Raw genomic sequence first — 26,624 nt, forward strand, 5'->3', positions numbered from 1 at the left:
GTTAAAATTCATCCTTTCTTCTTCGGATTTCAGAAAAGACTTCTTCGTCTGTTTCTTTTTCCATTGCAAGGTTTCTTCGTAACGTACTATCATCCCAGCGAAGGAAAGGATTGATAGCTTTTTCTTCTCCTAAGGTTACAGGTAAAGTCATAGCGTTTTTTGCGCGTAATAAAAAAACATCTTCTACTCTTTTATGAAGTTTTTGATTATGTGGATCAAGTGTCAATGCAAAAAGAGCGTTGCTCTTGGTATATTCATGACCACAATAAAGGAGTGTTTCATCGGGAAGCTGACGAAGTTTTTTTAAAGAGTTCAGCATTTGAGCCGGTGTTCCTTCGAAAAGACGTCCACAGCCGAGTGAGAAAAGTGTATCTCCAGCAAAGAGTAAATTCTCTTCGGGAAAATAGTAAGATAATGCGCCTAAAGTATGACCAGGTGTTGAAAGCGCTAAAAGCGGATGTGTTCCAAAGAAAAAGCTTTCATCGGGTTGAAGTGTTTGGTCAAGATAACGAATCTTTTCTTTTTCTGTTTCTGGTCCAACAACCAAGGTTTTGTAAACTTGCTTTAACTCCGCTAGCGCTTCTACGTGATCCTGATGATGGTGAGTCACAAAAATAGTCTGAAGTGTCCAATTATGGCGTTTGAGGACCCTATGAATCGCTTTGCTTTCAGGTGCATCAATTGCGGCTGTGAGGTCACTTTTTTCATCATGAATGAGTACACCAAAGTTATTTTTTCGACAAATAAACTGTTCAATCAACATATTTTTCTCCTGAACAGTGTTTGGTGATGAATCTATAGAATAATATATAGCGGTGAATTTTTTTAAGAATCAGATTTATCCTCTTCTGTTAAAAGTCTTTGCGAGTGCTTAAGGATAAGGGGCATTTGGGTAAGCATGAAGAGGACCGTTAGGGGCATAACACCAAATACTTTAAAGCTGGTCCAAAAATTGTCGCTAAAATTACGCCAAACAACTTCATTTAAAAGAGCAAGAAAAACGAAAAATAATGCCCAGCGATAGGTAAGTTTTTTCCATCCTAAATCATCAATTTTTAAAGTAGAATCAAGAGCATAACGTAAAAGTGGTTTTTTAAAAAACATGCCACCAAATAGAATAATAGCAAATAAAATGTTAATGATTGTCGGCTTCATTTTGATAAAAGTATCATTATGAAGCCAAAGAGTTAAAAATCCAAAGACGAGAACAAATATCCCTGAAATAAGAGGCATTATGGGAATTTTTCGTGCAAGAATCCATGATAAGCTTAGAGAAATAATAATCGCTATCATAAAAATAGCTGTTGCAGGGAAAATAGGTTTACTAAAATTTTGAAAAAATCCAATGTTTTTTATCAACCATTCGCCCTTATAATTGGCCAGAAAAAAGACGACTAACGGCCCCATTTCCAAGAAAAATTTTATGGTTGGTGAGAGAGGGATTTTCTTATTGTTATTTATATTTTTTTCAGAATTATTGTGTGAATTAGAGTTAGATAAAGGCTGTTTCATGTATGTTTTCCTGCGATAGTTTCGGCAAAGTCAGAAGCAGAAAAAGGTTGAAGGTCTTCAATATTTTCTCCTATACCGATAAAATAAACGGGTAATTTATATTTTGCTGCTATAGCGACAAGAATTCCTCCTCGTGCGGTCCCATCCAGCTTTGTCATGACTAAACCATTAACACCAGCAATATCACGGAAAATTTCCACTTGGTTGAGTGCATTTTGTCCGGTAGTTGCATCAAGCGTTTGAAGGATTGTATGGGGTGCTTGGGGAGTGTGTTTTTTTAAAACACGAATAATTTTTGCCAACTCATCCATCAATTCAGATTTATTTTGTAAACGCCCTGCTGTATCAATAATTAATACATCGCTGTTTGCTTTTTTTGCTTTTTCATAAGCATCAAAGGCTAAGCTGGCGGCATCTGCACCCAATTTTGTCGAAATAACAGGAGAATCAGTACGTTTACCCCAAATATGCAATTGCTCAATAGCTGCGGCTCGGAAAGTATCACCAGCTGCAAGCATAACTTTTAATCCCCCTGCTGTTAATTTTGCTGCAAGTTTTCCTATTGTTGTCGTTTTTCCAGTTCCATTTACACCTACCAGCAAAATAACATGAGGTTTATAGCTGAGATCAAGTTCTAATGGAATTGCAACAGGTTCCAGAACTTTTTTGACCTCATCAGCTACAATAGTATGAATATCGTCTGGGGAAAGATCTTTTCCGTAACGACTGGAAGCTAAAGTATTTGTGATGCGTGTCGCCGTTTCTACTCCAAGATCAGCTTGGATAAGGATATCTTCGAGCTCTTGCAATGTATCTTCATCAAGTTTTCTTTTAACAAAGAGGTCGCCAATTGATCCGCTCAGGCGTTGTGAAGAAAGAGATAGACTTTTTTTAAGGCGCCCAAACCACGCTATCTTTTTTTGTTCAACAAAAGGTTCAGATAAAATTTCTTCATTCTTTTTTTCACGGATGTCGTCTGTGACAATAATTTTACCAGAAAGAGGAATTTTATCAGAATGGGATTCTAGAAATGGAGATTTTTCATCATATTTTGTAAGTGTTGACTCTCGATTTTTTGTTTGTTCTTCTTTTTCTGTGTCTATAGAGATTTGGTTATTTTTTGTCCTTTCATTTTTGTCTTTATTTTCTTCCATTATATCGCTTTTATCAGGAATAGAAATCTGTTGTTCCATTTCCTGCTCTTGAGATTTATTAAAAGAGAATATTTTTTTTATAAAAGATTTCGTCATAAGAATTTTCCTGCTCAAGCAGCGTTTAATTTTGGAAGGACAGCAATCAATTTATCGCCATCATGATCAACGATAAGGGCTTGAACAATTGTTCCTACTTTTGCACCTTTAACTTGTACAAGAGTATAATCTTCTGTTCGTCCGATTTCATCTTTTTCAATGAGAACTGTTTGTAGACTGTTTTGCAAATGAGCAAGATGCTTTTGGTAAGCCTCCTCACCTGCTTTACGTAATTTTTCAGCACGCATCTTAACTATTTTACGGTTGATTTGTGGCATACGTGCGGCAGGTGTTCCTTCTCTTGGACTAAAGGGGAAGACATGGAGATGGGTTAAATTACAATCTTTGATTAAAACAAGACTGTTTTGAAACATCTCTTCTGTTTCTGTAGGAAAACCAGCAATTAAGTCGGCACCATAAACCATTGTAGGACGTTTGGCACGCAATTCTTGGCAAAATTGAATGGCATGTTCGCGTAAGTGTCGCCGTTTCATCCGTTTTAAAATCATATTATCACCTGCTTGCAAAGATAAATGCAAATGGGGCATGATCCTTGTTTCATAAGCTAAAAGATTGATGAGTTCTTCGTCTACTTCAATAGAGTCAATAGATGAGAGGCGTAATCGCGCTAAGTCAGGGACATGATGCAAAATTGCTGAAGTTAATTTTCCTAGAGTAGCTTTTCCAGGAAGATCGTGGCCATAACTTGTAAGGTCAACACCTGTAAGGACCACTTCTTGGATACCCTCACCTATCAGTTTTTTAATTTGTTCTATGACAGCCCCCATGGGAACTGAGCGAGATGGTCCTCGTCCATAAGGAATAATGCAAAATGTACAGCGATGATCACATCCATTTTGTACCTGTACAAAAGCGCGAGTGCGCTCTTGTATTGCACTGACCATATGTGGAGCAATTTTTTGTACTTCCATAATGTCATTGATACGCACCTTTTCGGAATGGTTAATACCAAAATCAGGAAGTTGACGATAAGAATGGGCGTGAAGTTTATCTTCGTTTCCTAAAACGAGATCCACTTCTGTCATTGAGGCAAAATTTTGTGCTTCTGTTTGGGCTGCACACCCTGTTACAATGATACGTGCGTGAGGATTTTCACGTCGTGCTTTGCGGATAGCTTGTTTTGCTTGTCGGACGGCTTCGGCAGTGACAGCACAGGTATTAAAGATAATAGCACCATCTTTAAGCTGATCTAGCCCTGAAGAAGTACTTTCTTTGCGAATGATTTCCGATTCGTAGCTATTAAGTCGACAACCAAAAGTTACAATTTCTATTGCCATCAGGAGTGATCCTTTTTGTAGCACCCTGTTAAAGGGCTTAAAAAACCACTAAATTGATATTTTATTGGTCCTGTCATAATAACGTGATCGTCTTCTCGGTAAAAAATATTAAGTGTTCCCTTTGGTAAGTTTACATCAATATGGCGTTGTGTAAGACCACGACGATAAGCAGCCACTGCACTTGCACAGGCAGCACTCCCACATGCTTGTGTTAATCCTGCTCCTCGCTCCCATGTCCGTAAATTTAGACTTTTCTTTGACGTTATGCAAGCAATGGAAATATTGCACTGTTCGGGAAATAGAGGATCATGTTCAAGTTTTGGCCCATATTTTTCTAATGGAATATGTTGAATATCATTTTCAACAAAAAAGATAGCATGGAGATTGCCAATGGATATGAGACAAGCATCTTTTAGTGGACCAGTCGTAATTTCTACGTGATTGGTATCAACTATTTCACGTGAAACAGGCATCTCTTTTGCATTGAAATTTGGGCATCCCATATCGACAGAAATGAGATTATCGGTTTGATATTTTCCTTCAATAATTCTAGCGGGAGTTTCTAAACAAAATTTTTCACCAAAATTATGATCTTTAAGCCATGCAACGACACAGCGGGTACCATTGCCACAAGCTTTAGCCATTGATCCGTCGGCATTCCATATTTCGATGCGGAAGTCGGCTTTTTTCTGGGTTGGTGTGTGGATAGCCATGATTTGATCAAAATGCATTTCGGGATCTGCCGACAAAGCGAGGATTGCTTGTGGTGTAAGAGCATGAGTGCTTTCACGCATATCAACAACAATAATTTGATTTCCAAGACCGTCCATTTTGCTAAATGGCGTTTTCATGAAACTTCTCTATTTCTAATAATTACTTATAAAGAGATATATGACTGAAAATCTTATAAATTTCTAGTGTTTAATAAATATAAAATTGGGTACATAAATTATTTCGTTTAAAATAAGTGATTTTAACCTGTTTTTTTTAATTTGTTAATTTATCTTTGTAACTATAACAAATATTCACTTAATTTTTTTGTGAACTTATTTATTGTCGTGGGAGAGAGTACAGATATGTCGTTTTCAAAAATTTCGTTTTTCGTTGCACTATCAACTGTAATGCTTTTAGGGGGATGTTCAACAACACGGTTTGACAGTAATGACGGTAGTAACGCATTAGAAGTTTTTTATCCATCTCAACAAATGACAACATTGGAAGTGTCTGATCTGTCATCTACTTCTTCGTCGATATCTGAGGCAGCAAACGCTTCGATGTATGAAAAAGGAGATTCTCAGAGTGATGGACGAATGGCTAGTCTCGAATTGCCAAGTAATGCTACTGATTTATTTCCTGCAAGTGTTGCTGGTGTATGGAATCTTTCTATAGGGGGTAAAGTTTGCCGGATCGCAACGCCGCAAACAAAGTTTGGACAAGGGTACCGTGCTGGTCCTTTACACTGTCCAGGAATTGCTTCCCAAGTGAGATCGTGGGCTGTTAAAGGAAAAAGATTATATTTTTATAATAACTCTGGACGTGTTATCCTTGCTCTCTACTCTTCAAATGTTGATCGTTTTGAGGGACGTACACTTGATGATCATCCCGTTGTTTTAAGTCGTTAAATCATTTTTGATCGTTTATGAAAAACTAAGCTAGACGGGCAGATTTGTGAAAAGTATTTGTATTTTTCATTGAGAACGGTTTGAAAAGGTTATTTGGATGATTCTCGTTTCAACACGTTATAAAGAGCTTGTCTCTAAAGGGGAGGTTTGTTTTGATCCCGCTCAATTAGCTATAACAGAATATTTTGATCATTTATTAAAAAAAATTGCGGAACAAAACATCTCTCGTCCTTGGACTTGGATATTTTGCTCTTTCTTTAATAGAATATTTAAGAGGAAAAAACAAAATATCTCTTGTGTTGTAAAAAAAGGGGATGAAAAAGGCTCTTTTCAGGGATTGTATGTTTTTGGTGAAGTAGGACGGGGCAAAACCATGCTGATGGATTTGTTCTTTTCTTGTTTGCCTAAAGGTCATAAAAAGCGTGCTCATTTTAATGATTTTATGACTGATGTGCATGAGCGTATTAATTTTTATCGTCAAGCATCTGGGGGTGAAAAGTTTAAACAAGATAATCCTATTTTAGCTGTTGCTGAAGATCTTGCACGAGAAGCAAAGGTACTTTGTTTTGATGAGTTTAGTGTAACAGATATTGCTGATGCTATGGTATTGGGGCGGCTTATTTCTGCTTTGTTTGATAAAGGAATTTTTTTTATTGCGACTTCAAATGTGGCGCCGGATAACCTTTATTATAACGGTTTAAATCGTGAACTCTTTTTGCCTTTTATTCAAGTTTTGAAAGCATATGTTCGTGTTGTTAATCTTGATGCAAAAACAGATTATCGTCTTGAAAAATCAAATCTACAGCCTGTGTATGTAGCACCTTTAGGGAAAAAAGCAGATGAATGCATGGATCAAGCATGGGCACTTGTATTGCAAGGACAAAAGGAGATATCTGATGAGCTTTCTATAAAAGGGCGCCTTATTCCTATTCCGCGTGTTGGTGCAGGATGTGCACGCTTTGATTATAGAGATTTATGTGCAAAGCCTTTGGCAGCGGCTGAGTATTTGGTATTAGGGGAGCGTTATCATACGATTTTTATTGATAATGTACCGGTCATGGATGATACATGTCGCAATGAAACAAAACGGTTTATTTTGCTTATTGATATTCTTTATGAGCGCCACATACGGTTATTTATGTCGGCTGCGGCAGAGGTGGGGGATTTGTATAAAGGGCATGCGCAGATTACGGAAACATTTGAATTTCAAAGAACACAGTCACGTCTTTTTGAAATGCAAAGCCACGATTATTTAAAACTTTGGGAAGAACATTTTCTTTTGAAGAAGAAGCATTGATTATACTTTTACCTTTACGTAAACTGTAAAAACAATAACTCTTTGAAATTAAAGAAATGTAATAATTCTGTTGTATTTTTTTAAAATTCACTTTATCGATACATCGTGATAATTTTCTAATAGTTGTTTCAGCGGAGGGTTGTTGTTTCTGTAAGGAGAAAAATTTGTAAATTTCATTTCTTTACTCCTTTTTATGATATTGTTTGAATATGGTTGAAGTCAAAAATATTCAGTATACGGACGCTGATGGGTGTGCGCTGAATTATCTAAAAGTTAGGAAAAAATAAAATGGCACGAAAAAAAATAGCTCTCATTGGTTCAGGTATGATTGGTGGTACTTTAGCACATATTATTGGGCTTAAAGAACTTGGTGATGTTGTTTTATTTGATATTGCGGAAGGTGTGCCACAAGGTAAGGCTCTAGATATCGCCGAATCTTCTCCCGTTGACGGTTTTGATATCAGTCTAAAAGGTGCTAATGCTTATGAGGCAATTGAAGGCGCTGATGTTGTTATTGTAACAGCAGGCGTTGCGCGAAAACCTGGTATGAGCCGAGATGATCTTTTGGGAATTAATTTAAAGGTGATGGAACAAGTTGGAGCTGGAATTAAAAAATACGCGCCTTCAGCATTTGTTATTTGTATTACCAATCCCCTTGATGCGATGGTGTGGGCATTGCAGAAATTTTCAGGTCTCCCTACACATAAAGTGGTTGGTATGGCTGGTGTTCTTGATTCAGCACGTTTTCGTCATTTCTTATCTGAGGAATTTAAGGTCTCTGTTAAAGATGTGACGGCATTTGTTTTAGGTGGGCACGGTGATTCAATGGTTCCTCTCGTGCGTTATTCAACGGTTGGTGGTATTTCTTTGCCTGATCTTGTAAAGATGGGCTGGACAACACAGGAAAGAATTGATCAAATTATCCAGCGCACCCGTGATGGCGGTGCAGAAATTGTTGGTTTGTTAAAAACAGGTTCTGCTTATTATGCACCAGCAGCTTCTGCTGTTTCTATGGCTGAGGCCTATTTAAAGGATACTAAGCGTGTTGTGCCTGTTGCAGCTTATCTTTCAGGAGAATATGGGGTTAATGATACCTACGTTGGTGTTCCTGTTGTAATTGGTGCAGGTGGTGTTGAACGAGTCATTGAAATTGATTTTGATAAAGAAGAAAGAGATGCTTTTGATCATTCAGTAAATGCAGTTAAAAAGCTTTGTGAAGCTTGTATTGCTCTTGTGCCTAGTCTCAAGTAAATTGAACAAGATTTAATTCATTAAAACTAAGTATTTAGAATATTAAAACTTTAGGATTAATAATGATCCATAAAAGAAAAGGACAAATGCATGAATATCCATGAGTATCAGGCCAAACGTCTGCTTCATGAATATGGAGCACCAATTGCAAATGGTGTTGCTGTTTATTCTGTTGAGCAAGCTGAAAAATGGGCGGAAAAATTGCCCGGACCTCTCTATGTGGTTAAAAGTCAGATACACGCTGGTGGTCGTGGTAAGGGTAAGTTTAAAGAACTTGGTCCTGATGCAAAGGGTGGTGTTCGGCTTGCAAAATCTGTTGAAGAAGTTATTGCAAATGTTCAAGAAATGCTTGGTAAAACTTTGGTAACCAAACAAACGGGTCCAGAGGGTAAGCAGGTCAATCGTCTTTACATTGAGGATGGTGCTGATATTGAAAGGGAGCTTTATCTTTCACTTTTGGTTGATCGTAGCGTTGGTCGAATTGCTTTTGTTGTTTCAACAGAAGGTGGAATGGATATTGAAACGGTTGCTGAAGAGACACCAGAAAAAATATTCACGCTTCCCATTGATGCTGTAGAGGGTGTTACTTCGGTTGATTGTGCAAGACTTTGTGATGCGTTGAAACTACAAAGTAGTGGGCGAGAAGATGGTGAAAAGCTTTTTCCAATTCTCTATAAGGCATTTTGTGAAAAAGATATGAGCCTTTTAGAAATCAACCCGCTTATTGTGATGAAAGATGGTCACTTGCGTGTTCTTGATGCAAAAGTTTCTTTTGATAATAATGCTCTATTTCGTCATCCAGATATTTTAGAATTACGCGATCTTTCAGAAGAGGATCCAAAAGAAATTGAAGCATCAAAGCATGATCTTGCTTATGTTGCTCTTGAGGGTACGATTGGTTGCATGGTTAATGGTGCGGGTCTTGCTATGGCAACAATGGATATTATCAAACTCTATGGAGCTGAACCTGCAAATTTTCTTGACGTTGGTGGTGGAGCGTCAAAAGAAAAGGTGACAGCTGCTTTTAAAATTATTACGGCCGATCCAAATGTTAAGGGCATTTTGGTTAACATTTTTGGTGGTATTATGCGTTGTGATGTCATTGCTGAAGGTGTGGTTGCTGCTGTTCGTGAGGTTGGTTTAAAGGTTCCCTTGGTTGTTCGTCTTGAAGGCACTAATGTTGAGCAGGGTAAAGCAATTATCAATGAAAGTGGTTTGAATGTTATTCCTGCTGATGATTTAGATGATGCTGCCCAAAAAATTGTTGCAGCCGTGAAGGGAGCTTAAGCTATGTCGATTCTTGTGAATAAAGAGACAAAAGTTCTAGTTCAAGGGCTTACAGGAAAAACAGGAACATTTCATACAGAACAGGCGCTTGCTTATCATGGTACGCAAATGGTTGGGGGTGTTAATCCTAAAAAGGGTGGAGAAACATGGGAAGGTTCAAAAGGTGAAACTCTTCCTATTTTTGCTAATGTTGCAGAAGCAAAGGAAAAAACAGGCGCAGATGCTTCTGTTATTTATGTTCCTCCTGCAGGGGCTGCGGCAGCTATTATAGAGGCTATTGAAGCTGAAGTTCGTTTAATTATCTGTATTACGGAAGGTATTCCCGTTATGGATATGGTTAAAGTGAAGGCGCGATTAGAAAACTCAAAGTCTCGTCTTATTGGTCCTAATTGTCCCGGTATTCTTACACCAAATGAATGTAAAATTGGTATTATGCCTGGTTCTATTTTTAGAAAAGGTTCTGTTGGGGTTGTCTCGAGGTCGGGAACTTTAACTTATGAAGCCGTTTTTCAAACGAGTCAGGAAGGTCTCGGGCAAACAACTGCGATAGGGATTGGTGGCGACCCTGTTAAGGGCACTGAATTTATTGATGTGTTGGAAATGTTTTTAGCAGATGATGAAACTCAGTCTATTGTTATGATTGGGGAGATTGGTGGTTCTGCTGAAGAAGAAGCAGCACAGTTTCTGCAAGATGAAGCAAGAAAAGGTCGTAAAAAACCAGTTGTTGGCTTTATTGCTGGCCGTACAGCTCCTCCAGGACGTACAATGGGGCATGCTGGTGCTGTTATTTCTGGTGGTAAAGGTGGAGCAGAAGATAAAATTGCGGCAATGGAATCAGCAGGGATTCGAGTGTCTCCTTCACCATCACAGATAGGTAAGACTTTGATGTCAGTTTTGAAAGGCTAAAAGAAAATTTCACTTGAATAAGAAAAAGTTCTTAGATTCAGGTGAAAAAACTTGAGTATAAAAAGGTAAATTTTTTGAATGTTCGAATCATTGCTTGTTTTGTAAGCATTTAAAGGTCGAAAAGAGATATAAGGAGACGGAATAGATGTTCCGGAGAGGTATATGGCAAGGCAGGACGAAATAAATAGCCTTTTTGCACAGACATCATTTCTTTATGGTGGCAATGCGGATTATATAGATCAACTTTATGCTCAATATGAAAAAGATCCTACCAGTGTTGATTCACAGTGGCGTGCTTTTTTTGAAGGACTTCATGATAAAAAGGAAGATGTTCTCAGAAATGCTGAAGGGGCAACATGGCAAAGTGATCATTGGCCAGTAAAGGCAAATGGAGAATTGGTTTCCGCTCTTGATGGTGATTGGTCTTCTCTTGAAAAATATCTTGGTGATAAATTAAAGGAAAAAGCAATAACAGGTGCTGCACAAAAGGGAAAAACTTCCAGTGAGCAAGATATTATTCGTGCAACACGTGATTCCGTTCATGCAATTATGATGATTCGTGCGTTTCGAGCACGGGGGCATCTTCGTGCGCGGCTTGATCCTCTTCAATTGGCCGAAAAACAAGAAGATTATAAGGAACTTTCTCCAGAGGCTTATGGTTTTACTCCAGCTGATTATGAGCGTCCCATTTTTATTGATAATGTTTTAGGGTTGGAATATGCAACTATTCCACAAATGCTTGAAATTCTCAACCGTACTTATTGTTCAACAATCGGTGTGGAATATATGCATGTTTCTGATCCGGTTCAGAAAGCATGGCTTCAAGAACGCATTGAAGGGCGAGATGAAAAAATTTCTTTCACACAACAAGACAAGAAAGCTATCCTTAATAAGCTTATTCAGGCGGAAGGTTTCGAACAGTTTTTAGACACTAAATATAAAGGTACAAAGCGTTTTGGACTCGATGGTGGTGAAGCGCTGATTCCCGCTCTTGAACAGATTATCAAATGTGGTAGTGCTTTAGGGGTGCAGGAAGTTATTTTAGGAATGGCACATCGTGGTCGTTTAAACGTTCTTTCACAAGTTCTTGCCAAGCCGCATAGGGCTATCTTTCATGAATTCAAAGGGGGATCTTATAAGCCTGATGATGTGGAGGGATCCGGTGATGTCAAATATCATTTGGGAACTTCAGCTGATCTTGAATTTGATGGTAAAAAAGTTCATTTATCGCTGTTGGCCAATCCATCTCATCTTGAGATTGTTGATCCGGTTGTTGTGGGAAAAGCACGTGCTAAACAAGATCAACTTATGGGACCTGCGCATACTGATTTACTCTCATTAAGTGAGCGTTCAAAAGTGATGCCATTGCTTATTCATGGTGATGCTGCTTTTGCAGGACAAGGCGTTATCCAAGAAACTTTTGGTCTTTCAGGTCTTAAGGGTTATCGTGTTGCAGGCTCACTTCATGTTATTATCAATAATCAGATTGGTTTTACAACATCTCCACGTTTTTCACGTTCTTCGCCTTATCCATCAGATGTTGCAAAAATGATTGATGCACCAATTTTCCATGTGAATGGTGATGATCCTGAAGCGGTTGTTTTTGTTGCCAAAATAGCAACAGAGTTTCGCCAAATTTTCCATAAACCAGTGGTTATTGATATGTTTTGTTATCGCCGTTATGGGCATAATGAAGGTGATGAGCCTTCCTTTACGCAGCCGCTTATGTATAAGGCAATTCGTAATCATAAAACAACACTTCAACTTTATAGTGATCAATTGGTAGCAGAAGGGGTGATTTCTTTAGAAGAGATTGAGCAACAAAAAAAATTATGGCGCGATAAGCTTGAAGGTGAATTTGAAGCAAGTGCTTCTTATAAGCCTAATAAGGCTGATTGGCTTGATGGAAGCTGGACGGGACTCAAAGCTTTTAGTAGTTCTGATGAACAACATTCTAGAACAACCGGTGTTGAATTAAAAATTTTAAAGGAAATTGGTCAGAAAATTGTCGAAATTCCGGCAGATTTTCACGTTCACAAAACCATTCAACGTTTTTTAAATAATCGTGCTAAAATTTTTGAAACCGGTGAGGGTGTTGACTGGGCAACCGCTGAAGCTCTAGCTTTTGGTTCACTTTGTTTGGAAGGAGCACCAGTTCGTCTTTCCGGTGAGGATGTTGAACGGGGAACTTTTTCACAACGTCATTCAGTTCTTTATGACCAAGAAAATGAGGCGCGTTATATTCCTTTGAATCATTTACAAAAAGGGCAAGCGCTTTATGAAGTTGTTAATTCTATGCTTTCTGAAGAAGCTGTTCTTGGTTTTGAATATGGATATTCTCTTGCTGAACCACGAGGATTAACACTTTGGGAAGCACAATTTGGTGATTTCTCTAATGGTGCACAGGTCATTTTTGATCAATTTATTTCATCCGCGGAGCGTAAGTGGCTTCGTATGTCTGGTCTTGTGTGTTTATTGCCTCATGGTTTTGAAGGGCAAGGGCCGGAGCATTCTTCTGCACGTTTAGAACGGTTTCTTCAACTTTGTGCGGAAGATAATATGCAGGTTGCTAATTGTACAACCCCTGCAAATTATTTTCATATTTTGCGTCGACAAATTAAGCGTGATTTCCGTAAGCCATTGATTTTGATGACACCGAAATCACTTTTGCGTCATAAGCGAGCTGTTTCTCTTCTCAATGAAATGGGGCCGGAAACAAGTTTCTGTCGTGTGTTGCTTGATGATGCAGAATGTCTCAAAGATTCTGTCATTAAGTTGCAGAAAGATAATAAAATTCGCCGTGTCGTTCTTTGTACTGGTAAGGTTTATTACGACCTTTATGAAGAACGTGAAAAAAAGGGTATTGATGATGTTTACCTCCTTCGTGTTGAACAACTTTATCCTTTCCCTGCTAAAGTTTTGGTGAATGTGTTGTCGCGCTTTTTGCAGGCGGAAGTTTTTTGGTGCCAAGAGGAACCAAAAAACATGGGGGCTTGGTCATTTATTGAGCCTTATTTGGAATGGGTTTTGACGCATATTAATGCGCAATATTCACGTGCTCGTTATGCAGGACGTCCTGCGAGTGCGTCACCGGCCTCTGGGTTAATGGTGAAACACCTTGAACAACTGGCTGCGTTTCTTAAAGACGCGTTAGGTTCTTAATTTATTACTACTCTGATGTATGGAAAAATATTATGACTACTGAAATTCGTGTTCCTACTTTGGGCGAATCGGTTACCGAAGCAACGGTTGGAAAATGGTTTAAAAAACTTGGCGAAGCTGTCGCTATGGATGAGCCTTTGGTTGAATTAGAAACTGATAAGGTAACAGTTGAAGTTCCTTCTCCTGTTGCGGGGAAATTATCTGAAGTCATTGCGAAAGAAGGCGATACGGTTGAAGTAAATGCTCTTTTAGGAGTGGTGGAAGCTGGAGAAGCTGGTGTCTCCCAATCATCTTCACCTTCTGCTACACTTGTTCCAGCGGCTTCATCTGAATCAGAGAAGCCTGCTTCGAGCAGTACAATGCCTCCTTCTCCTTCAGCAGCAAAATTGATGGCTGAAAATAATGTTGCAAAAAGCGATATTTCAGGTTCTGGAAAACGTGGACAAATTCTTAAAGAAGATGTTCTTGGTGGATTAAAACAAAGTACAAATGCCTCTACACCCTCTTCTTCTGCGACGAGTTCTTCGGCAGCTCCTGTCCAAGAAACACGTGAAGAGCGGGTTCGTATGACGAAATTGCGTCAAACAATTGCTCGCCGTCTTAAAGATGCACAAAATGTAGCAGCAATGTTAACCACATTTAATGAGGTTGATATGTCAGCGGTGATGGATTTGCGCAAGCGTTATAAGGACCTTTTTGAAAAGAAACATGGTGTTAAACTTGGTTTTATGGGCTTTTTTACCAAAGCTGTTTGTCATGCATTAAAAGAACTTCCTGCTGTTAATGCCGAGATTGATGGGACAGATATTGTTTACAAAAACTATGTCAATGTTGGAATTGCTGTTGGAACGGATAAAGGGCTTGTTGTTCCAGTAGTGCGAGATGCAGATCAAATGTCATTGGCAGAGATTGAAAAAGAGATTGGTCGTTTGGGGCGTCTTGCGCGTGATGGAAAATTAGCCGTTTCTGATATGCAAGGCGGAACTTTTACCATTACCAATGGTGGTGTGTATGGATCGTTGATGTCAACACCGATTTTAAATGCACCACAGTCTGGTATTTTGGGAATGCATGCGATTAAAGAGCGAGCAATGGTTGTTGAGGGCCAAGTTGTGATCCGCCCCATGATGTATTTAGCGCTTTCTTATGATCATCGTATTGTGGATGGGCAAGAAGCTGTAACTTTCCTTGTGCGTGTTAAGGAAAGCTTAGAAGATCCGGAACGCCTTGTTCTTGATTTGTAAAATACAGTTTTCAGGATGAAAGGAGAAACGGATGTCTTATGATGTGGCTGTGATCGGAGCAGGTCCAGGAGGTTATGTAGCAGCAATAAAGGCTGCACAACTGGGGCTTAAAGTAGCGATTATTGAAAAGCGTACAACATTAGGAGGAACATGTCTCAACGTTGGTTGTATTCCTTCTAAAGCATTGTTGTATGCTTCAGAAGTGTTTTCTGAAACCCAGCATGGTTTTGAAACGCTTGGTATTTCTATTGGTAAATCTAAGCTTAATCTTGAACAAATGATGGTTCATAAGAAAGCTGTGGTGACAGCCAATACAAGTGGCGTTTCTTTTTTGATGAAAAAAAATAAAGTTGATACTTTTTTAGGGACAGCCAAAATTTTGAGTGCGGGTCATGTGGAAGTTATTGCCAGAGATGGTAATAAAAAAACAATTGAAACAAAAAATATTATCATTGCTACGGGCTCAGAGAGTTCAGGCATTCCAGGGGTGAATGTTGAAATTGATGAAAAGACTATTGTTTCTTCTACGGGAGCCCTTTCACTTGAAAAAGTACCAGAGCATATGATTGTAGTAGGTGCTGGTGTTATTGGTTCAGAACTTGGATCAGTTTGGAGCCGTTTAGGTGCTAAAGTTACCATTATTGAGTATCTTAATAAAGTTTTGGGCTCCATGGATGGTGAGGTTTCACGGCAATTTCAGAAATTAATGGAAAAACAGGGGATAGAATATAAGACGGGAACAAAAGTAACAGCTGTTACACAATCTGGCTCAACTGCTCGGGTGACTTTTGAAGCCGTAAAAGGTGGTGCAGCTGAAACTTTAGAGGCTGATGTTGTGCTTATTGCTACTGGACGTTCTCCGTATACGGAGGGGCTTGGCTTACAAGAGGCTGGTGTTCAGTTAGATGAACGCGGATTTATTGCAATTGATGCCCATTGGCAGACGAATGTTCCAGGAATTTATGCGATTGGTGATGTCGTAAAAGGGCCAATGTTAGCGCATAAAGCAGAGGAAGAAGGCGTTGCTGTGGCAGAAATTTTGGCAGGTCAAAAAGGGCATGTTAATTTTGATGTCATTCCTAGTGTTGTTTATACGCAGCCGGAAATTGCGAGTGTAGGAAGGACAGAAGAAGAGCTAAAAACTGCTGGTATTGAATATAATGTTGGCAAATTTCCTTTTATGGCTAATGGTCGTGCACGTGCAATGCAAAAGAGTGATGGGTTCGTTAAAATCCTTTCTGATAAAAAAACAGATCGGGTATTAGGGGGGCATATTCTTGGGTTTGGTGCTGGTGAAATGATCCATGAAATTGCAGTTTTAATGGAATTTGGTGGTTCATCAGAAGATTTGGGGCGTTGTTGCCATGCACATCCTACCTTATCAGAAGCTGTGCGTGAGGCAGCTTTGGCAACATTTGCTAAACCACTTCATATTTAAAAAGCTTTTAAAAAGTACATTTTAAAAGGCACAAGAGGCAGAAAATATTTGTGAAGCATGCAACAACATTTTAAAACTTTAAAAAGGAATACAACCAATTGTGTTGAAATATTCCATTTGTTGTATGCTTTTCGATAATTACTGTTTTAGAATTCAGTTGTGCAGTTTTGATTGATTATCCTGTTGTGCACTATCGTTTAGAGCGGTGGTGCTCATGAATAGTATAGCTGTAAAGTTCCTCTTGAAATATATAAAATTCATTCAAACTGTTATAAGATCTATAGTGCACCATCATCTTTATGTTTAGTAAAAGTACATGCTGACATTATAATGCACTTTTTCAGTTCTCAATATTGCTAAAGCTCTTTATCATTTGAGAGTTTTTATAAGAGAAATTTTTATTCTTTTCTTTTATCATTTTTACTCATACATCCGCTTTGTTTGTGATGTGCAGGAAAAAGATTTTAATTGATTCAATGTGAGAGAGTTTATGATAAGAGAATCTTACGGTTTTCAGCGTTATGAATCAAGTTGAAAATGATATTTTATGTTATAAATCAAAGTGTTATATATGATAATGAATCATATGAAGAGGGAAGCCAAGAGGAATTCGCTCAAAGAAATTGAATTGTTTAATGATTGGTGGGAGTTAAGGATCTTTGTCATTTAAGATGAAAAGGGGAGGAACTGAATATTCTACAAAATACCGCTCTTTTTTAAAAGAGCGGTATTTTTATATCTTTTGTTTATGACACTATCTTTTTGATGATAATGACAAGTTATACAGTGTGATTATTTTTTGCTTCTCTGTTTTTCTTGATCATTGCTTGTTATATCTTAAAAAGATGAGATGTCTCTTCTTTAAGGTTGTTAAGAAATCGCAATGTTACCAAAATATAACGAATAGCTAAAATTTTTTGAAAACCATAATTATATGACAATATTAAGTTTGTTTTCATTGGGCAGTTTTCTGATAACTTAAAAAATCAAGCATCTGCTTTCTATAGGTATAAATTTAAAATTCTAATTTTTTATCCTCTTGTTGTTCTCTTATAAAAGTGGGAAGCCCCATACGATCAAGATATTTAAGGAAAGAGCGGGGTGGTAATTCCTCTACATTGACCATAGTCTTAACATCCCATTCGCCTGTAGCAATGAGAAGGGCTGTAGCAGCAGCTGGTACACCAGCGGTATAGGAAATGGCTTGTGCTCCAGTTTCATGAAAAGCTTGTTTGTGATCGGCTATGTTATAGATAAAAATTTCTCTCGGGTTTCCATCTTTTTCGCCTTTAATAAGATCTCCGATACAGGTTTTTCCTGTGTAGTCTGGGGCGAGAGAGGAAGGGTCGGGTAAGACGGCTTTCACGACCTTCAAGGGCACGACTTCTTGACCTTCCGCTGTTTTAATCGGTTGTTCGGATAAGAGTCCGAGGTTTTTTAGAACCGTAAAAACAGTGATATAACGTTCACCAAATCCCATCCAGAAACGGACATTCTCCACATCGAGATTTTTCGATAATGAATGAATTTCATCATGTCCTGTCATATAGGCTTTTTGTTTTCCAACAACGGGAAGATCCCACTCATGGCTGACTTCAAACATTTTATTGGAAGTCCATTTTTTATTTTGCCATGACCATACTTGTCCTGTAAATTCACGGAAGTTAATTTCTGGATCAAAATTTGTAGCAAACCAACGCCCATGATTTCCGGCATTAATATCAATGATATCAATATCTGTGATTTTATCAAAATAATCATCGCGCGCTAATGCTGCATAAGCATTCACTACACCTGGGTCAAAACCTGCTCCTAAAATAGCGGTTATACCAGCTTTTTCACATTCTTGACGCCGAGGCCATTCATAATTGCCATACCAAGGAGGTGTTTCACAAATTTTCAACGGGTCCTCATGAATCGCTGTATCTATATAAGCGCATTTGGTTTCAATACAAGCTGAAAGAACAGACATATTAAGAAAGGCAGAACCAACATTAATGACAATGTTGCATTTGGTCTTTTGGATAAGCTTTATAGTTTCTTCTACATTCATGGCATTGAGCGAATGGCTTTTGAGAACACCCTGTTCTTTCATTGTGCTTTTTTCTTTAATAGAAGCAATGATGGATTCACATTTTTTGAGTGTTCGTGAAGCAATATGAATTTCACCAAGAATATCGTTGTTTTGAGCACATTTGTGTGCAACAACTTGTGCAACACCTCCAGCACCAATAATGAGAACATTTTTTTTCATTGTAGGTTCATCTCCTTTTTAATACTGTTGTATGACGTTTTTATGGTTGATCTTTATGAAAGGCTTTTCTGATAGTCGTTATAGCTGAATTGGCGTTGAAGTGTTAATGTACCATCGCACTCTTTGAGAACAATAGCAGGCATTGTAACGCCATTAAACCAGTTTTTCTTGACCATTGTATAACCTGCTGCATCCTGAAAAGACAGCCTATCGCCTATTTTAAGAGGTTTTTGAAATTGAAATGTTCCAAAAATATCGCCGGCAAGACAAGATTTTCCACAAATCATAATTTCGTGTGGTCCTTGATTGGGTTCTAATTTGGCATTTTCACGATAAATGAGAAGATCAAGCATATGTGCTTCAATTGAGCTGTCAACGATGGCAAGATTCTTTTCATTATACAATGTATCAAGAACACTGACTTCTAATGTGGTGCTTTTGGTGATAGCAGCTTCTCCTGGTTCTAGAAAAAGAGTAACACCATGGGTTTTAGAAAATTGTTTTAAACGTTTTGCGAAAGATTCTAAAGGATAATTTTCAGCTGTAAAATGGATGCCGCCACCAAGGCTTATCCAGTCAACAGCAGAAAAAAGTTCCGCAAATTTTTCTTCCATGTAATTCAGCATTTGGTTAAAAAGATTAAAATCAGCATTTTCGCAATTGTTGTGGATCATCAGGCCATTTATGAGGGGTAGAACTTCTTTTATAGCGCTTTGATTAGTTTCGCCTAAGCGGCTAAAAGGGCGGGAGGGGTTGGCAAGATCAAAATTGGATGCGCTGATTCCTGGGTTTAATCTCAAACCCCGTTGGATGGTTTTGCTAGCGTTAGAAAAACGTTGAAGCTGTTGGATTGAGTTAAAGATAATTTTGTCTGCATAGCTACAGGCTTCATCAATTTCATGATCGGCCCAAGCAACCGAATAGGCATGGGTTTCTTTGCCAAATTTTTCTTTTCCTAAACGCAGTTCATAAAGGGATGATGATGTGGTTCCATCCATGAACTCAGACATTAAATCAAAAACACTCCATGTTGCAAAACATTTCAAAGCAAGTAAAATTTTAGCTCCAGATATTTCCCGTAAACGAGAAATTGTTTGCATGTTTTTGATGAGTTTCGATTTGTCTATAAGATAGTAGGGGGTTTTTATCATCATTTATTCATTCTTTTTTGAAGGATCTTATTACCAAGATCAACGTTTAGTACAAAGAGTAACAGGATGTCTCAAGAAAAAAGAGTCTTAAGAAAAGAATCTGTTTCTGTCTAGCAAGAGAAAGGCTTTCTGTAATTACTGTTGTTTATTATTTTGAGTTTTGCGTTATGAGTATGAAAAAAAAATTATATTATGCTTTAGCTTTTGTATTTGTTAGCAGTTTTTTCATTATAACAACTACTCTTGTTAATTGGGGGCAAAATAGGAGTGATGCTAAAGCCAAACTGGTTACTCAGACTTCTGTCCAAGATAGTTCGGTGCCTTTGATTTTTACGGGGCGTAGAGAACTTAATGGTTTTAAAGGTTATCGTCATTATCGGCGTGGTTATCGTAAATACAGTGATAATTGGTGGTATCCTGAAGTGGCATTTGTTACGTCACCGCACTTAAGCACAAAAGGCGCATCATTAAAAGTTGTACTAGATGCTAAAAAAGTGTTTTTAACGTCTTCTTCGGAAAAACTAGAAAAAAAAGAGCCATGGATGCTTAAACAACATATTGAATCTTGCCGTGCGCGTTATCGCTCTTATAATAAAAATGATAATAGTTTTCAGCCTTTTCATGGGGGGCGTAAACAGTGTTTATCACGCTTTTTTAAAGGATAGAAATTATTAAATTAATTTTTAATTGCTTCTTGTCGTGGGCGTTATTGTTCTTACAATAAAGAGAAAACTTGTGTGGTGCGCAGCACTTTCATGCAAGCGTTTTTTTTGAAAAATTTAAATACTTTTAAGTTTTATTAAATCTTATTATCATTAAGTGTGGAATGGGGGGTGAGGATATAAGTTTTTGTTTTGTCGATGACAAAATATTAAGGACAGGATGGAGTTGAAAGAATGACAACACGGGAAGCAATGTTGATATTGCTCGTTTTGCTTCCCTTTGGTGGAAGTGCTATCATTGGCTTTTTTCGCTCGACAGCAAAAAATAATGAAGCATGGTTTGCTGGGATTGTTGCACTTTTCTGTCTTATTTTTACAATAATGCTTTATCCCGAAGTTCGCGGAAACCACGTAGTGCGTTTAGATATTTCTTGGCTTCCAGAATGGGGGAGCGATTTGATTCTCCGTATAGATGGTTTGTCGTGGCTTTTTTGCTTGCTCATTACAGGAATTGGGCTGCTTGTTGTCATTTATTCACGTTATTACATGGATCCAGCGGATTCTGTACCGCGGTTTTTTTCCTTTTTTTTGGCCTTTATGGGATCAATGACGGGAATAGTCTTATCAGGTAATCTCGTCTTTTTGGTTATTTTTTGGGAACTCACCAGTATTTTTTCTTTTTTGTTGATCGGCTATTGGTACCATAATGCAAGTGCGCGTGAGGGTGCACGTATGGCTCTAACGATCACAGGTTTTGGTGGTTTTGCCCTTTTTATTGGGGTTTTATTGATTGGGTATATTGTTGGCAGTTTTGATTTGGATAAGGTGCTTCAGTCTGGAGATATGATTCGGTCAAGTTCTCTTTATAGTCCTGTCCTTATTTGTATTTTATTGGGGGGATTAACAAAAAGTGCGCAGTTTCCCTTTCATTTTTGGCTGCCGAATGCGATGGCTGCTCCAACCCCCGTATCGGCTTATTTGCATTCAGCAACCATGGTAAAAGCGGGATTGTTTTTGCTTGTTCGTTTATGGCCTGTGCTTTCTGGGACAGAATCTTGGTTTTGGTTGGTTGGCTTTTCAGGACTCTCTACATTGCTGCTTGGTGCCTATTTTTCCATGTTTCAGCAAGACTTGAAAGGACTGCTTGCTTACTCAACTATTAGTCATCTTGGATTGATTACCACGCTTTTAAGCCTTGGTAGTCCACTTGCTTGTGTTGCAGCGATCTTCCATATGGCTAATCATGCTACTTTTAAAGCTTCTTTATTTATGGCAGCTGGTATTATTGATCACGAGACGGGAACACGTGATATGCGTAAATTGTCAGGGCTTTATTGCTCTATGCCGATCACAGCAACTCTCGCTTTAGTTGCGAGTGCAGCGATGGCTGGAGTTCCTTTGTTGAATGGTTTTTTATCAAAAGAGATGTTTTTTGCTGAAGCTGTTGAAACGCATATGGAATCATGGCTCGATTGGATCGCACCTTATGTAGCAACGCTGGCTAGTTTGTTTAGTGTAACCTATTCTATACGCTTTATTCATGGTGTTTTTTTAGGACCAAAACCTGTCAATTTACCCAAAACTCCCCATGAACCACCGCATTTCATGCGTTTACCAATGGAGCTTTTGGTGTTTATTTGTTTAGCAGTTGGTATTTTTCCTAATTTAACAATAGGACCTATTTTAGATAACGCGGTCGTGTCTGTTTTAGGATCAATGACAATCCCTTATAGTTTAGCTGTTTGGCATGGGTTTAATACTCCATTAGTGATGAGTTTTGTTGCGTTATTAGGAGGCGGATTGCTCTACGCTGTCGGGCACCGTTATTTTTTATCCTGTGATGATGGAGCGCCTTTTTTTCGTCACTTAAATGGACCGCGTATTTTTGAACGCATTCTTGTGATTATTTCTTGGAAATGGGCACGTGCGGTGGAATCTATTTTGTCAACACGTCGTTTGCAGATACAGTTGCACTGGATTTTTTGGGTGTGTTTTGCATTTGTTGGTCTTTTACTTTGGTGCGATGGTTTCATTTCAGCGGGGTCTTTACCGCTTTTTCCAGTTGATATTCCCTTTCTCGCTCTTTGGTTAGTTGGCGGATTATGTGCGCTTTTAGTTGCTTGGCAAGCAAAGTTTCATCGTCTTGCATCACTCATGTTGTCGGGGGGAGCTGGTTTGATGACTTGTGCAACCTTTTTATGGCTTTCTGCTCCTGATTTAGCAATAACACAATTAGTTGTTGAGGTTGTTACAGTCGTCTTATTATTGCTTGGTTTACGGTGGTTGCCTAAACGTTTGCATAATCCTACACCATCGCCTGTTCGTTTTTTCGTGCGCTTGCGTCGTATCCGTGATTTTATCATAGCCCTTGTGGGAGGTGCTGGTGTAGCATGGCTTTCTTTTGCAGTGATGACACGTCCTCAAGGTACGACGATTTCTGATTTTTTTCTCACCAAGGCTTACTCTGATGCTGGTGGTCGCAATGTTGTGAATGTGTTGTTGGTTGATTTCCGTGGTTTTGATACTATGGGAGAAATTGTCGTTTTGGGTGTTGTATCACTCACTGTTTTTGCCCTTTTACGGCGGTTTCGTCCTGCCCCTGAAAGTATTGATGCACCTTTTCAGCAACGTGTCCAGAAAGCCTTTGATATGGCACAGCCTAATCGAAATGTGGGAGATACAGTGTTGAATTATTTAGCTGTTCCTGCTGTTATTATGGGTTGGCTCTTTCCGATTATTATCGCTTTTGCTATTTATTTATTCATGCGAGGGCATGATCTGCCAGGAGGTGGATTTGTCGGTGGTATTACTTTGGCGATAGGATTTATTTTACAATATCTTGCACGCGATATTCGGTGGGTGGAAACGCATTTGAGAGTTTTACCTTTGCGTTGGATGGGCTTTGGCTTATTGTTGTCAGTCGTAACGGGGATGGGCTCTTGGTTTTTTGGATATCCTTTTTTAACATCCTTTTTTCGATATATTCATTTTCCGTTAATTGGAAAAGTTCCCATGGCATCTGCTTTTTTGTTTGATTTTGGTGTGCTTTCTCTTGTGTTAGGAGCAACTGTTCTCATTTTAATTGCACTTGCACACCAGTCAATTCGGAGTTACCGAATCGGTAAGAAACCTGTTTTGAAAGAGAAGGAAAATTAATGGAAATTGTTCTTTCTTTAGGTATTGGTATTCTTGTTGGATCAGGAATTTGGCTTATTTTACGTCCACGCACTTTTCAAGTCATTCTTGGTTTGTCTTTGATTTCCTATGGTGTCAATCTTTTTATGTTTTCAATGAGTAGACCGCGTAGTAATGCCGCGCCGATTGTTGATCCTACTACTGTTATTAATCCAGCTAATTATGTCGATCCTCTCCCTCAAGCCTTGGTTTTAACTGCGATTGTAATTGGTTTTGCAACGACAGCTTTATTTTTAGTTATTCTCTTGGTGTCACGCGGTTTAACGGGTTCAGATCACGTTGATGGACGTGAGGTGCAGTGATGGAAGTAGGGGCGCACCATCTCCTTATTTTGCCTATTCTTTTGCCGTTAATCACTGGAGCTGTTCTACTTTTCTATGATGAACGGCGTTCGAAATTTAAATCATTGATTAGTCTTTTTTCGGCGGGATTGTCGGTCGTTATTGCTGTTTTATTAATTATACGTACCCTTGAAATAGCGCCGGCTTGTGATGTTTATCGGCTTGGCAATTGGCCCTCTTCCTTCGGAATTGTTTTGGTCCTTGATCGTTTAAGCGCCATGATGCTTTTACTTTCAAGCTTGTTGGTGACTAGCGTACTGGTTTTTGCGCGGGCTCATTGGTACAAAGCGGGTTCTCATTTTCAGTCACTGATGCAATTTTTTATGGTGGGGATAAACGGCGCTTTTTTGACCGGTGATTTATTTAATTTATTTGTATTTTTTGAAGTTATGTTAACAGCTTCCTATGGGCTTGCTTTGCATGGTTCTGGTCAGGCACGCGTGCGTGCAGGGTTGCATTATGTCGTGGTTAATCTTGTTGCTTCATTACTTTTTTTAGTTGGTACAGCACTTATTTATGGAGTCGCTGGTACTCTTAATATGGCCGATTTGGCTGTTAAAATAAAATATATATCTTCTACAGATATTGTTTTGTTCGAAATAGGTGTTGCACTTCTCGGTATTGCTTTTTTGCTCAAGGCTGGTATGTGGCCGCTTAATTTTTGGTTGGTGCCAACTTACAGCGCAGCAGTAGCGCCCGTTGGAGCTTCTTTTGCACTTTTGAGCAAGGTGGGTATTTATATTATTTTACGGTTAACGCTGCTGTGGTTTGGTCCTGAAAGTGAATATTTTAACCATTTTGGTCATACGGTTTTGTTTTATGGTGGGCTTGCCACTTTGATTTTTGGTTTTATTGGGGTATTAGCGAGCCAGGTTTTGGTGCGTTTGGCAGCTTATAGTGTTCTTGTCTCTTCTGGTACGTTGTTGGCAACAATAGGGATTGGCAATGCAGCACTGACAGCAGGTGCACTTTTTTATATTGTTTCTTCAACTTTAGCGCTGGGAGCTTTTTTTCTTTTGGTAGAGTTGGTTGAACGCTGTCAAGATGTGGCTGCTAATGTTCTGGCTGTCACAATGGAGGTTTATGGTGACGATGAAGAGGAGGAAGAAGATGAAGTTGGCACATATCTCCCTGTAACCTTGGCAATTCTTGGGGCTTGTTTTGGTATCTGTGCCATTTTGATTATTGGATTGCCACCTTTTTCTGGTTTTGTTGCTAAACTTATGATGTTCATGGCAGTTTTAAACCATAGTAGAGAGGATTTTTTTGCTTCTCTTCCGGTTTATCATGATTGGCTTTTTGTGGTTTTTGTCACCCTCTCAGGTTTTGCAGCTTTGATTGCACTGACACGGACGGGGATTCGAACTTTTTGGGTTTCTCTTGAAGGTCGCGTTCCTCGTGTGCAGGTGATAGAATTTGCGCCTATTGCTGTTCTTCTTTCCTTGTGTTTTCTTATAACAATTGTAGCCGGTCCTGTTAGTCATTATATGTCTGAAACTGCTAAGACTTTGTATGAACCTCAGAATTATATTGGGAGCGTTTTAACGGATTTTTCTCTCGAAAAGAGGGAGATGAATAAATGAATCGTTTTTGTCCTTCTCCTTTTTTCAGTGGTGTCATTGTTCTTATGTGGCTTATTTTAAATGGTTTTAGTTTAGGGCAGTTGCTTTTAGCCATTATAACTGCTTTGTTTTGTGGTTGGATGATACGGCTCCTTGAGCCGGAGAAGGTTGCTATTAAAAGCTGGAGTGCGGTTTTTCGTATTATTTTTCGAGTCTTAATAGATTCTATATCCTCAAATATCTCGGTGGCTTGGTTTGTTTTAACAAAAAGGTCTCGAAAACAGCGATCTGGCTTTATTGTAGTGCCTCTTCTGCTTCATAATCGCACTGCTTTGGCTATTTTAGCGTGCATCCTTTCGGCAACTCCTGGAACGGCTTGGGTTGCCTATAATAGTAAAAAGGGTGAGCTTTTGCTCCATGTCTTAAATTTAAAAAATGGATATGATTATCAACGATTGATAAAACAACGGTATGAGCAATTACTTTTGGAGATTTTCTTATGAGTATGGTGATCCTTTATTGGGGGCTTTTCTTTTCACAGTTTTTTTTAAGTTTGGCGGTGATCTTCGCATTGTTTCGGTTGATTCGTGGTCCACGGGCACAGGATAGAATTGTTGGTTTGGATGCTCTTTATATAACCACTGTTCTTTTGTTTCTTACATTCGATATCCGTTCAGGAACAACCGTTTATTTTGTTGCTGCCCTCATTATTGGGTTGTTGGGGTCTGTCTCAAGCATCGCTTTAGCGAAGTTTCTTATGCGGGGGGAGATTATTGAATGAAAGATGACGTATCGCTTGTGGTGGCTATTGCTATCACGGTTTTCTTAATATTAGGGTCTGGATTGACACTGATCGCAACGATAGGTTTGGTGCGTTTTTCCAGTTTTTATGAGCGTTTGCATATGCTTTCAGTATGTACGAGTTGGGGCGTTGGTAGCATTCTTATTTCTTCATTTCTTTATTCAATATTTGTGGACCATTATTTTGTTTTTCATGAAGTGTTGCTGATGTTTTTTTTGTTTTTAACAGCACCGGTAGCTTCTATGTTGCTTTCACATACAGCAGCTTATCGACATCATTCAGAAGAACAGTCAGAAAAATCGCTGGCTCTTTTATTAAACCAGACGGAGGAAAAGTTACCCACGTCAGAAGGAACATCAAGCGATGAGAGCCAGCGCGGTTCTTGAAATG

The 26,624-nt window shown here is 38.8% G+C and carries 22 protein-coding genes; 15 read left to right on the top strand and 7 right to left on the bottom strand.

Features of this window, described 5'->3' with window-relative positions; translation table 11 throughout:
- Position 1: 1 nt before the first annotated feature.
- From gloB to dapF, 5 genes are all read right to left on the bottom strand, one after another.
- Complete coding sequence (gloB, locus tag ACFIKO_RS00780) at positions 2 to 763, bottom strand: hydroxyacylglutathione hydrolase (protein ID WP_375673065.1); 762 nt, start codon at positions 761 to 763, stop codon at positions 2 to 4.
- A 62-nt stretch (positions 764 to 825) separates the two neighbouring features.
- Positions 826 to 1,512, bottom strand: a complete 687-nt coding sequence (locus ACFIKO_RS00785) for a septation protein A (RefSeq protein WP_375673066.1) — start codon at positions 1,510 to 1,512, stop codon at positions 826 to 828.
- Complete coding sequence (ftsY, locus tag ACFIKO_RS00790; RefSeq protein ID WP_375619179.1) at positions 1,509 to 2,762, bottom strand: signal recognition particle-docking protein FtsY; 1,254 nt, start codon at positions 2,760 to 2,762, stop codon at positions 1,509 to 1,511. The genes ACFIKO_RS00785 and ftsY overlap by 4 nt, the downstream gene beginning before the upstream one ends.
- A 14-nt stretch (positions 2,763 to 2,776) precedes the next feature.
- On the bottom strand, positions 2,777 to 4,060 hold the full coding sequence (gene mtaB / locus ACFIKO_RS00795; protein WP_375673067.1) for a tRNA (N(6)-L-threonylcarbamoyladenosine(37)-C(2))-methylthiotransferase MtaB: 1,284 nt from the start codon (positions 4,058 to 4,060) through the stop codon (positions 2,777 to 2,779).
- On the bottom strand, positions 4,060 to 4,911 hold the full coding sequence (gene dapF / locus ACFIKO_RS00800) for a diaminopimelate epimerase (protein WP_375619178.1): 852 nt from the start codon (positions 4,909 to 4,911) through the stop codon (positions 4,060 to 4,062). Before dapF ends, mtaB begins: the two co-directional genes overlap by 1 nt.
- Positions 4,912 to 5,136: 225 nt before the next feature.
- Here dapF and ACFIKO_RS00805 point away from each other — a divergent pair, with 225 nt between their 5' ends.
- The 8 genes from ACFIKO_RS00805 to lpdA all read left to right on the top strand — a co-directional run bounded on the left by ACFIKO_RS00805 (position 5,137) and on the right by lpdA (position 16,267).
- Positions 5,137 to 5,682 (top strand): AprI/Inh family metalloprotease inhibitor, encoded by a 546-nt coding sequence (locus tag ACFIKO_RS00805; protein WP_273787556.1) that lies wholly within the window; start codon positions 5,137 to 5,139, stop codon positions 5,680 to 5,682.
- Between the two features lie 97 nt (positions 5,683 to 5,779).
- The gene (gene zapE, locus ACFIKO_RS00810; protein ID WP_375619177.1) at positions 5,780 to 6,979 is read left to right on the top strand and encodes a cell division protein ZapE; all 1,200 of its coding nucleotides are present in this window, start codon (positions 5,780 to 5,782) and stop codon (positions 6,977 to 6,979) included.
- Positions 6,980 to 7,267: 288 nt separating this feature from the next.
- Entirely contained in the window at positions 7,268 to 8,230 is a 963-nt protein-coding gene (gene mdh / locus ACFIKO_RS00815) for a malate dehydrogenase (RefSeq protein ID WP_375619176.1), read from the top strand.
- A 90-nt stretch (positions 8,231 to 8,320) separates the two neighbouring features.
- On the top strand, positions 8,321 to 9,517 hold the full coding sequence (gene sucC, locus ACFIKO_RS00820) for an ADP-forming succinate--CoA ligase subunit beta (RefSeq protein WP_375619175.1): 1,197 nt from the start codon (positions 8,321 to 8,323) through the stop codon (positions 9,515 to 9,517).
- A 3-nt stretch (positions 9,518 to 9,520) separates the two neighbouring features.
- Complete coding sequence (gene sucD, locus ACFIKO_RS00825; RefSeq protein WP_375615683.1) at positions 9,521 to 10,423, top strand: succinate--CoA ligase subunit alpha; 903 nt, start codon at positions 9,521 to 9,523, stop codon at positions 10,421 to 10,423.
- Between the two features lie 162 nt (positions 10,424 to 10,585).
- The gene (locus ACFIKO_RS00830) at positions 10,586 to 13,585 is read left to right on the top strand and encodes a 2-oxoglutarate dehydrogenase E1 component (RefSeq protein ID WP_375673068.1); all 3,000 of its coding nucleotides are present in this window, start codon (positions 10,586 to 10,588) and stop codon (positions 13,583 to 13,585) included.
- A 32-nt stretch (positions 13,586 to 13,617) separates the two neighbouring features.
- Complete coding sequence (gene odhB, locus ACFIKO_RS00835) at positions 13,618 to 14,829, top strand: 2-oxoglutarate dehydrogenase complex dihydrolipoyllysine-residue succinyltransferase (RefSeq protein WP_375619173.1); 1,212 nt, start codon at positions 13,618 to 13,620, stop codon at positions 14,827 to 14,829.
- Between the two features lie 31 nt (positions 14,830 to 14,860).
- On the top strand, positions 14,861 to 16,267 hold the full coding sequence (gene lpdA, locus ACFIKO_RS00840) for a dihydrolipoyl dehydrogenase (protein ID WP_375619172.1): 1,407 nt from the start codon (positions 14,861 to 14,863) through the stop codon (positions 16,265 to 16,267).
- A gap of 1,015 nt (positions 16,268 to 17,282) precedes the next feature.
- Here lpdA and ACFIKO_RS00845 read toward each other — a convergent pair.
- Together ACFIKO_RS00845 and ACFIKO_RS00850 are read right to left on the bottom strand one after the other, a co-directional pair.
- Positions 17,283 to 18,521, bottom strand: a complete 1,239-nt coding sequence (locus ACFIKO_RS00845; RefSeq protein WP_375619171.1) for a saccharopine dehydrogenase NADP-binding domain-containing protein — start codon at positions 18,519 to 18,521, stop codon at positions 17,283 to 17,285.
- A gap of 53 nt (positions 18,522 to 18,574) precedes the next feature.
- Positions 18,575 to 19,672 (bottom strand): carboxynorspermidine decarboxylase, encoded by a 1,098-nt coding sequence (locus ACFIKO_RS00850; protein ID WP_375619303.1) that lies wholly within the window; start codon positions 19,670 to 19,672, stop codon positions 18,575 to 18,577.
- Positions 19,673 to 19,839: 167 nt separating this feature from the next.
- Here ACFIKO_RS00850 and ACFIKO_RS00855 point away from each other — a divergent pair, with 167 nt between their 5' ends.
- The 7 genes from ACFIKO_RS00855 (at position 19,840) to mnhG (ending at position 26,620) form a co-directional block, all read left to right on the top strand.
- Positions 19,840 to 20,337, top strand: coding sequence for a BA14K family protein (locus ACFIKO_RS00855; RefSeq protein ID WP_375619170.1), 498 nt, complete (start codon positions 19,840 to 19,842; stop codon positions 20,335 to 20,337).
- Positions 20,338 to 20,568: 231 nt separating this feature from the next.
- Positions 20,569 to 23,490 carry a monovalent cation/H+ antiporter subunit A gene (locus ACFIKO_RS00860; RefSeq protein WP_375673069.1) on the top strand — a complete coding sequence of 974 codons (2,922 nt, stop codon included), beginning with the start codon at positions 20,569 to 20,571 and terminating at the stop codon, positions 23,488 to 23,490.
- Positions 23,490 to 23,831, top strand: a complete 342-nt coding sequence (locus ACFIKO_RS00865) for a Na+/H+ antiporter subunit C (RefSeq protein ID WP_015857096.1) — start codon at positions 23,490 to 23,492, stop codon at positions 23,829 to 23,831. The genes ACFIKO_RS00860 and ACFIKO_RS00865 overlap by 1 nt, the downstream gene beginning before the upstream one ends.
- Positions 23,831 to 25,453: a monovalent cation/H+ antiporter subunit D gene (locus ACFIKO_RS00870; RefSeq protein ID WP_375619168.1), complete on the top strand. Its 1,623-nt coding sequence runs from the start codon at positions 23,831 to 23,833 to the stop codon at positions 25,451 to 25,453. The genes ACFIKO_RS00865 and ACFIKO_RS00870 overlap by 1 nt, the downstream gene beginning before the upstream one ends.
- Positions 25,450 to 25,935, top strand: coding sequence for a Na+/H+ antiporter subunit E (locus tag ACFIKO_RS00875; RefSeq protein WP_375619167.1), 486 nt, complete (start codon positions 25,450 to 25,452; stop codon positions 25,933 to 25,935). The genes ACFIKO_RS00870 and ACFIKO_RS00875 overlap by 4 nt, the downstream gene beginning before the upstream one ends.
- Positions 25,932 to 26,213, top strand: a complete 282-nt coding sequence (locus ACFIKO_RS00880; RefSeq protein WP_375619166.1) for a K+/H+ antiporter subunit F — start codon at positions 25,932 to 25,934, stop codon at positions 26,211 to 26,213. Before ACFIKO_RS00875 ends, ACFIKO_RS00880 begins: the two co-directional genes overlap by 4 nt.
- Entirely contained in the window at positions 26,210 to 26,620 is a 411-nt protein-coding gene (mnhG, locus tag ACFIKO_RS00885; protein WP_375673070.1) for a monovalent cation/H(+) antiporter subunit G, read from the top strand. The genes ACFIKO_RS00880 and mnhG overlap by 4 nt, the downstream gene beginning before the upstream one ends.
- The last annotated feature ends 4 nt before the right edge of the window (positions 26,621 to 26,624 follow it).

Origin of the sequence: Bartonella sp. TS82HLJMH (assembly GCF_042193495.1) — a bacterium.
Taxonomy (GTDB): domain Bacteria; phylum Pseudomonadota; class Alphaproteobacteria; order Rhizobiales; family Rhizobiaceae; genus Bartonella; species Bartonella grahamii.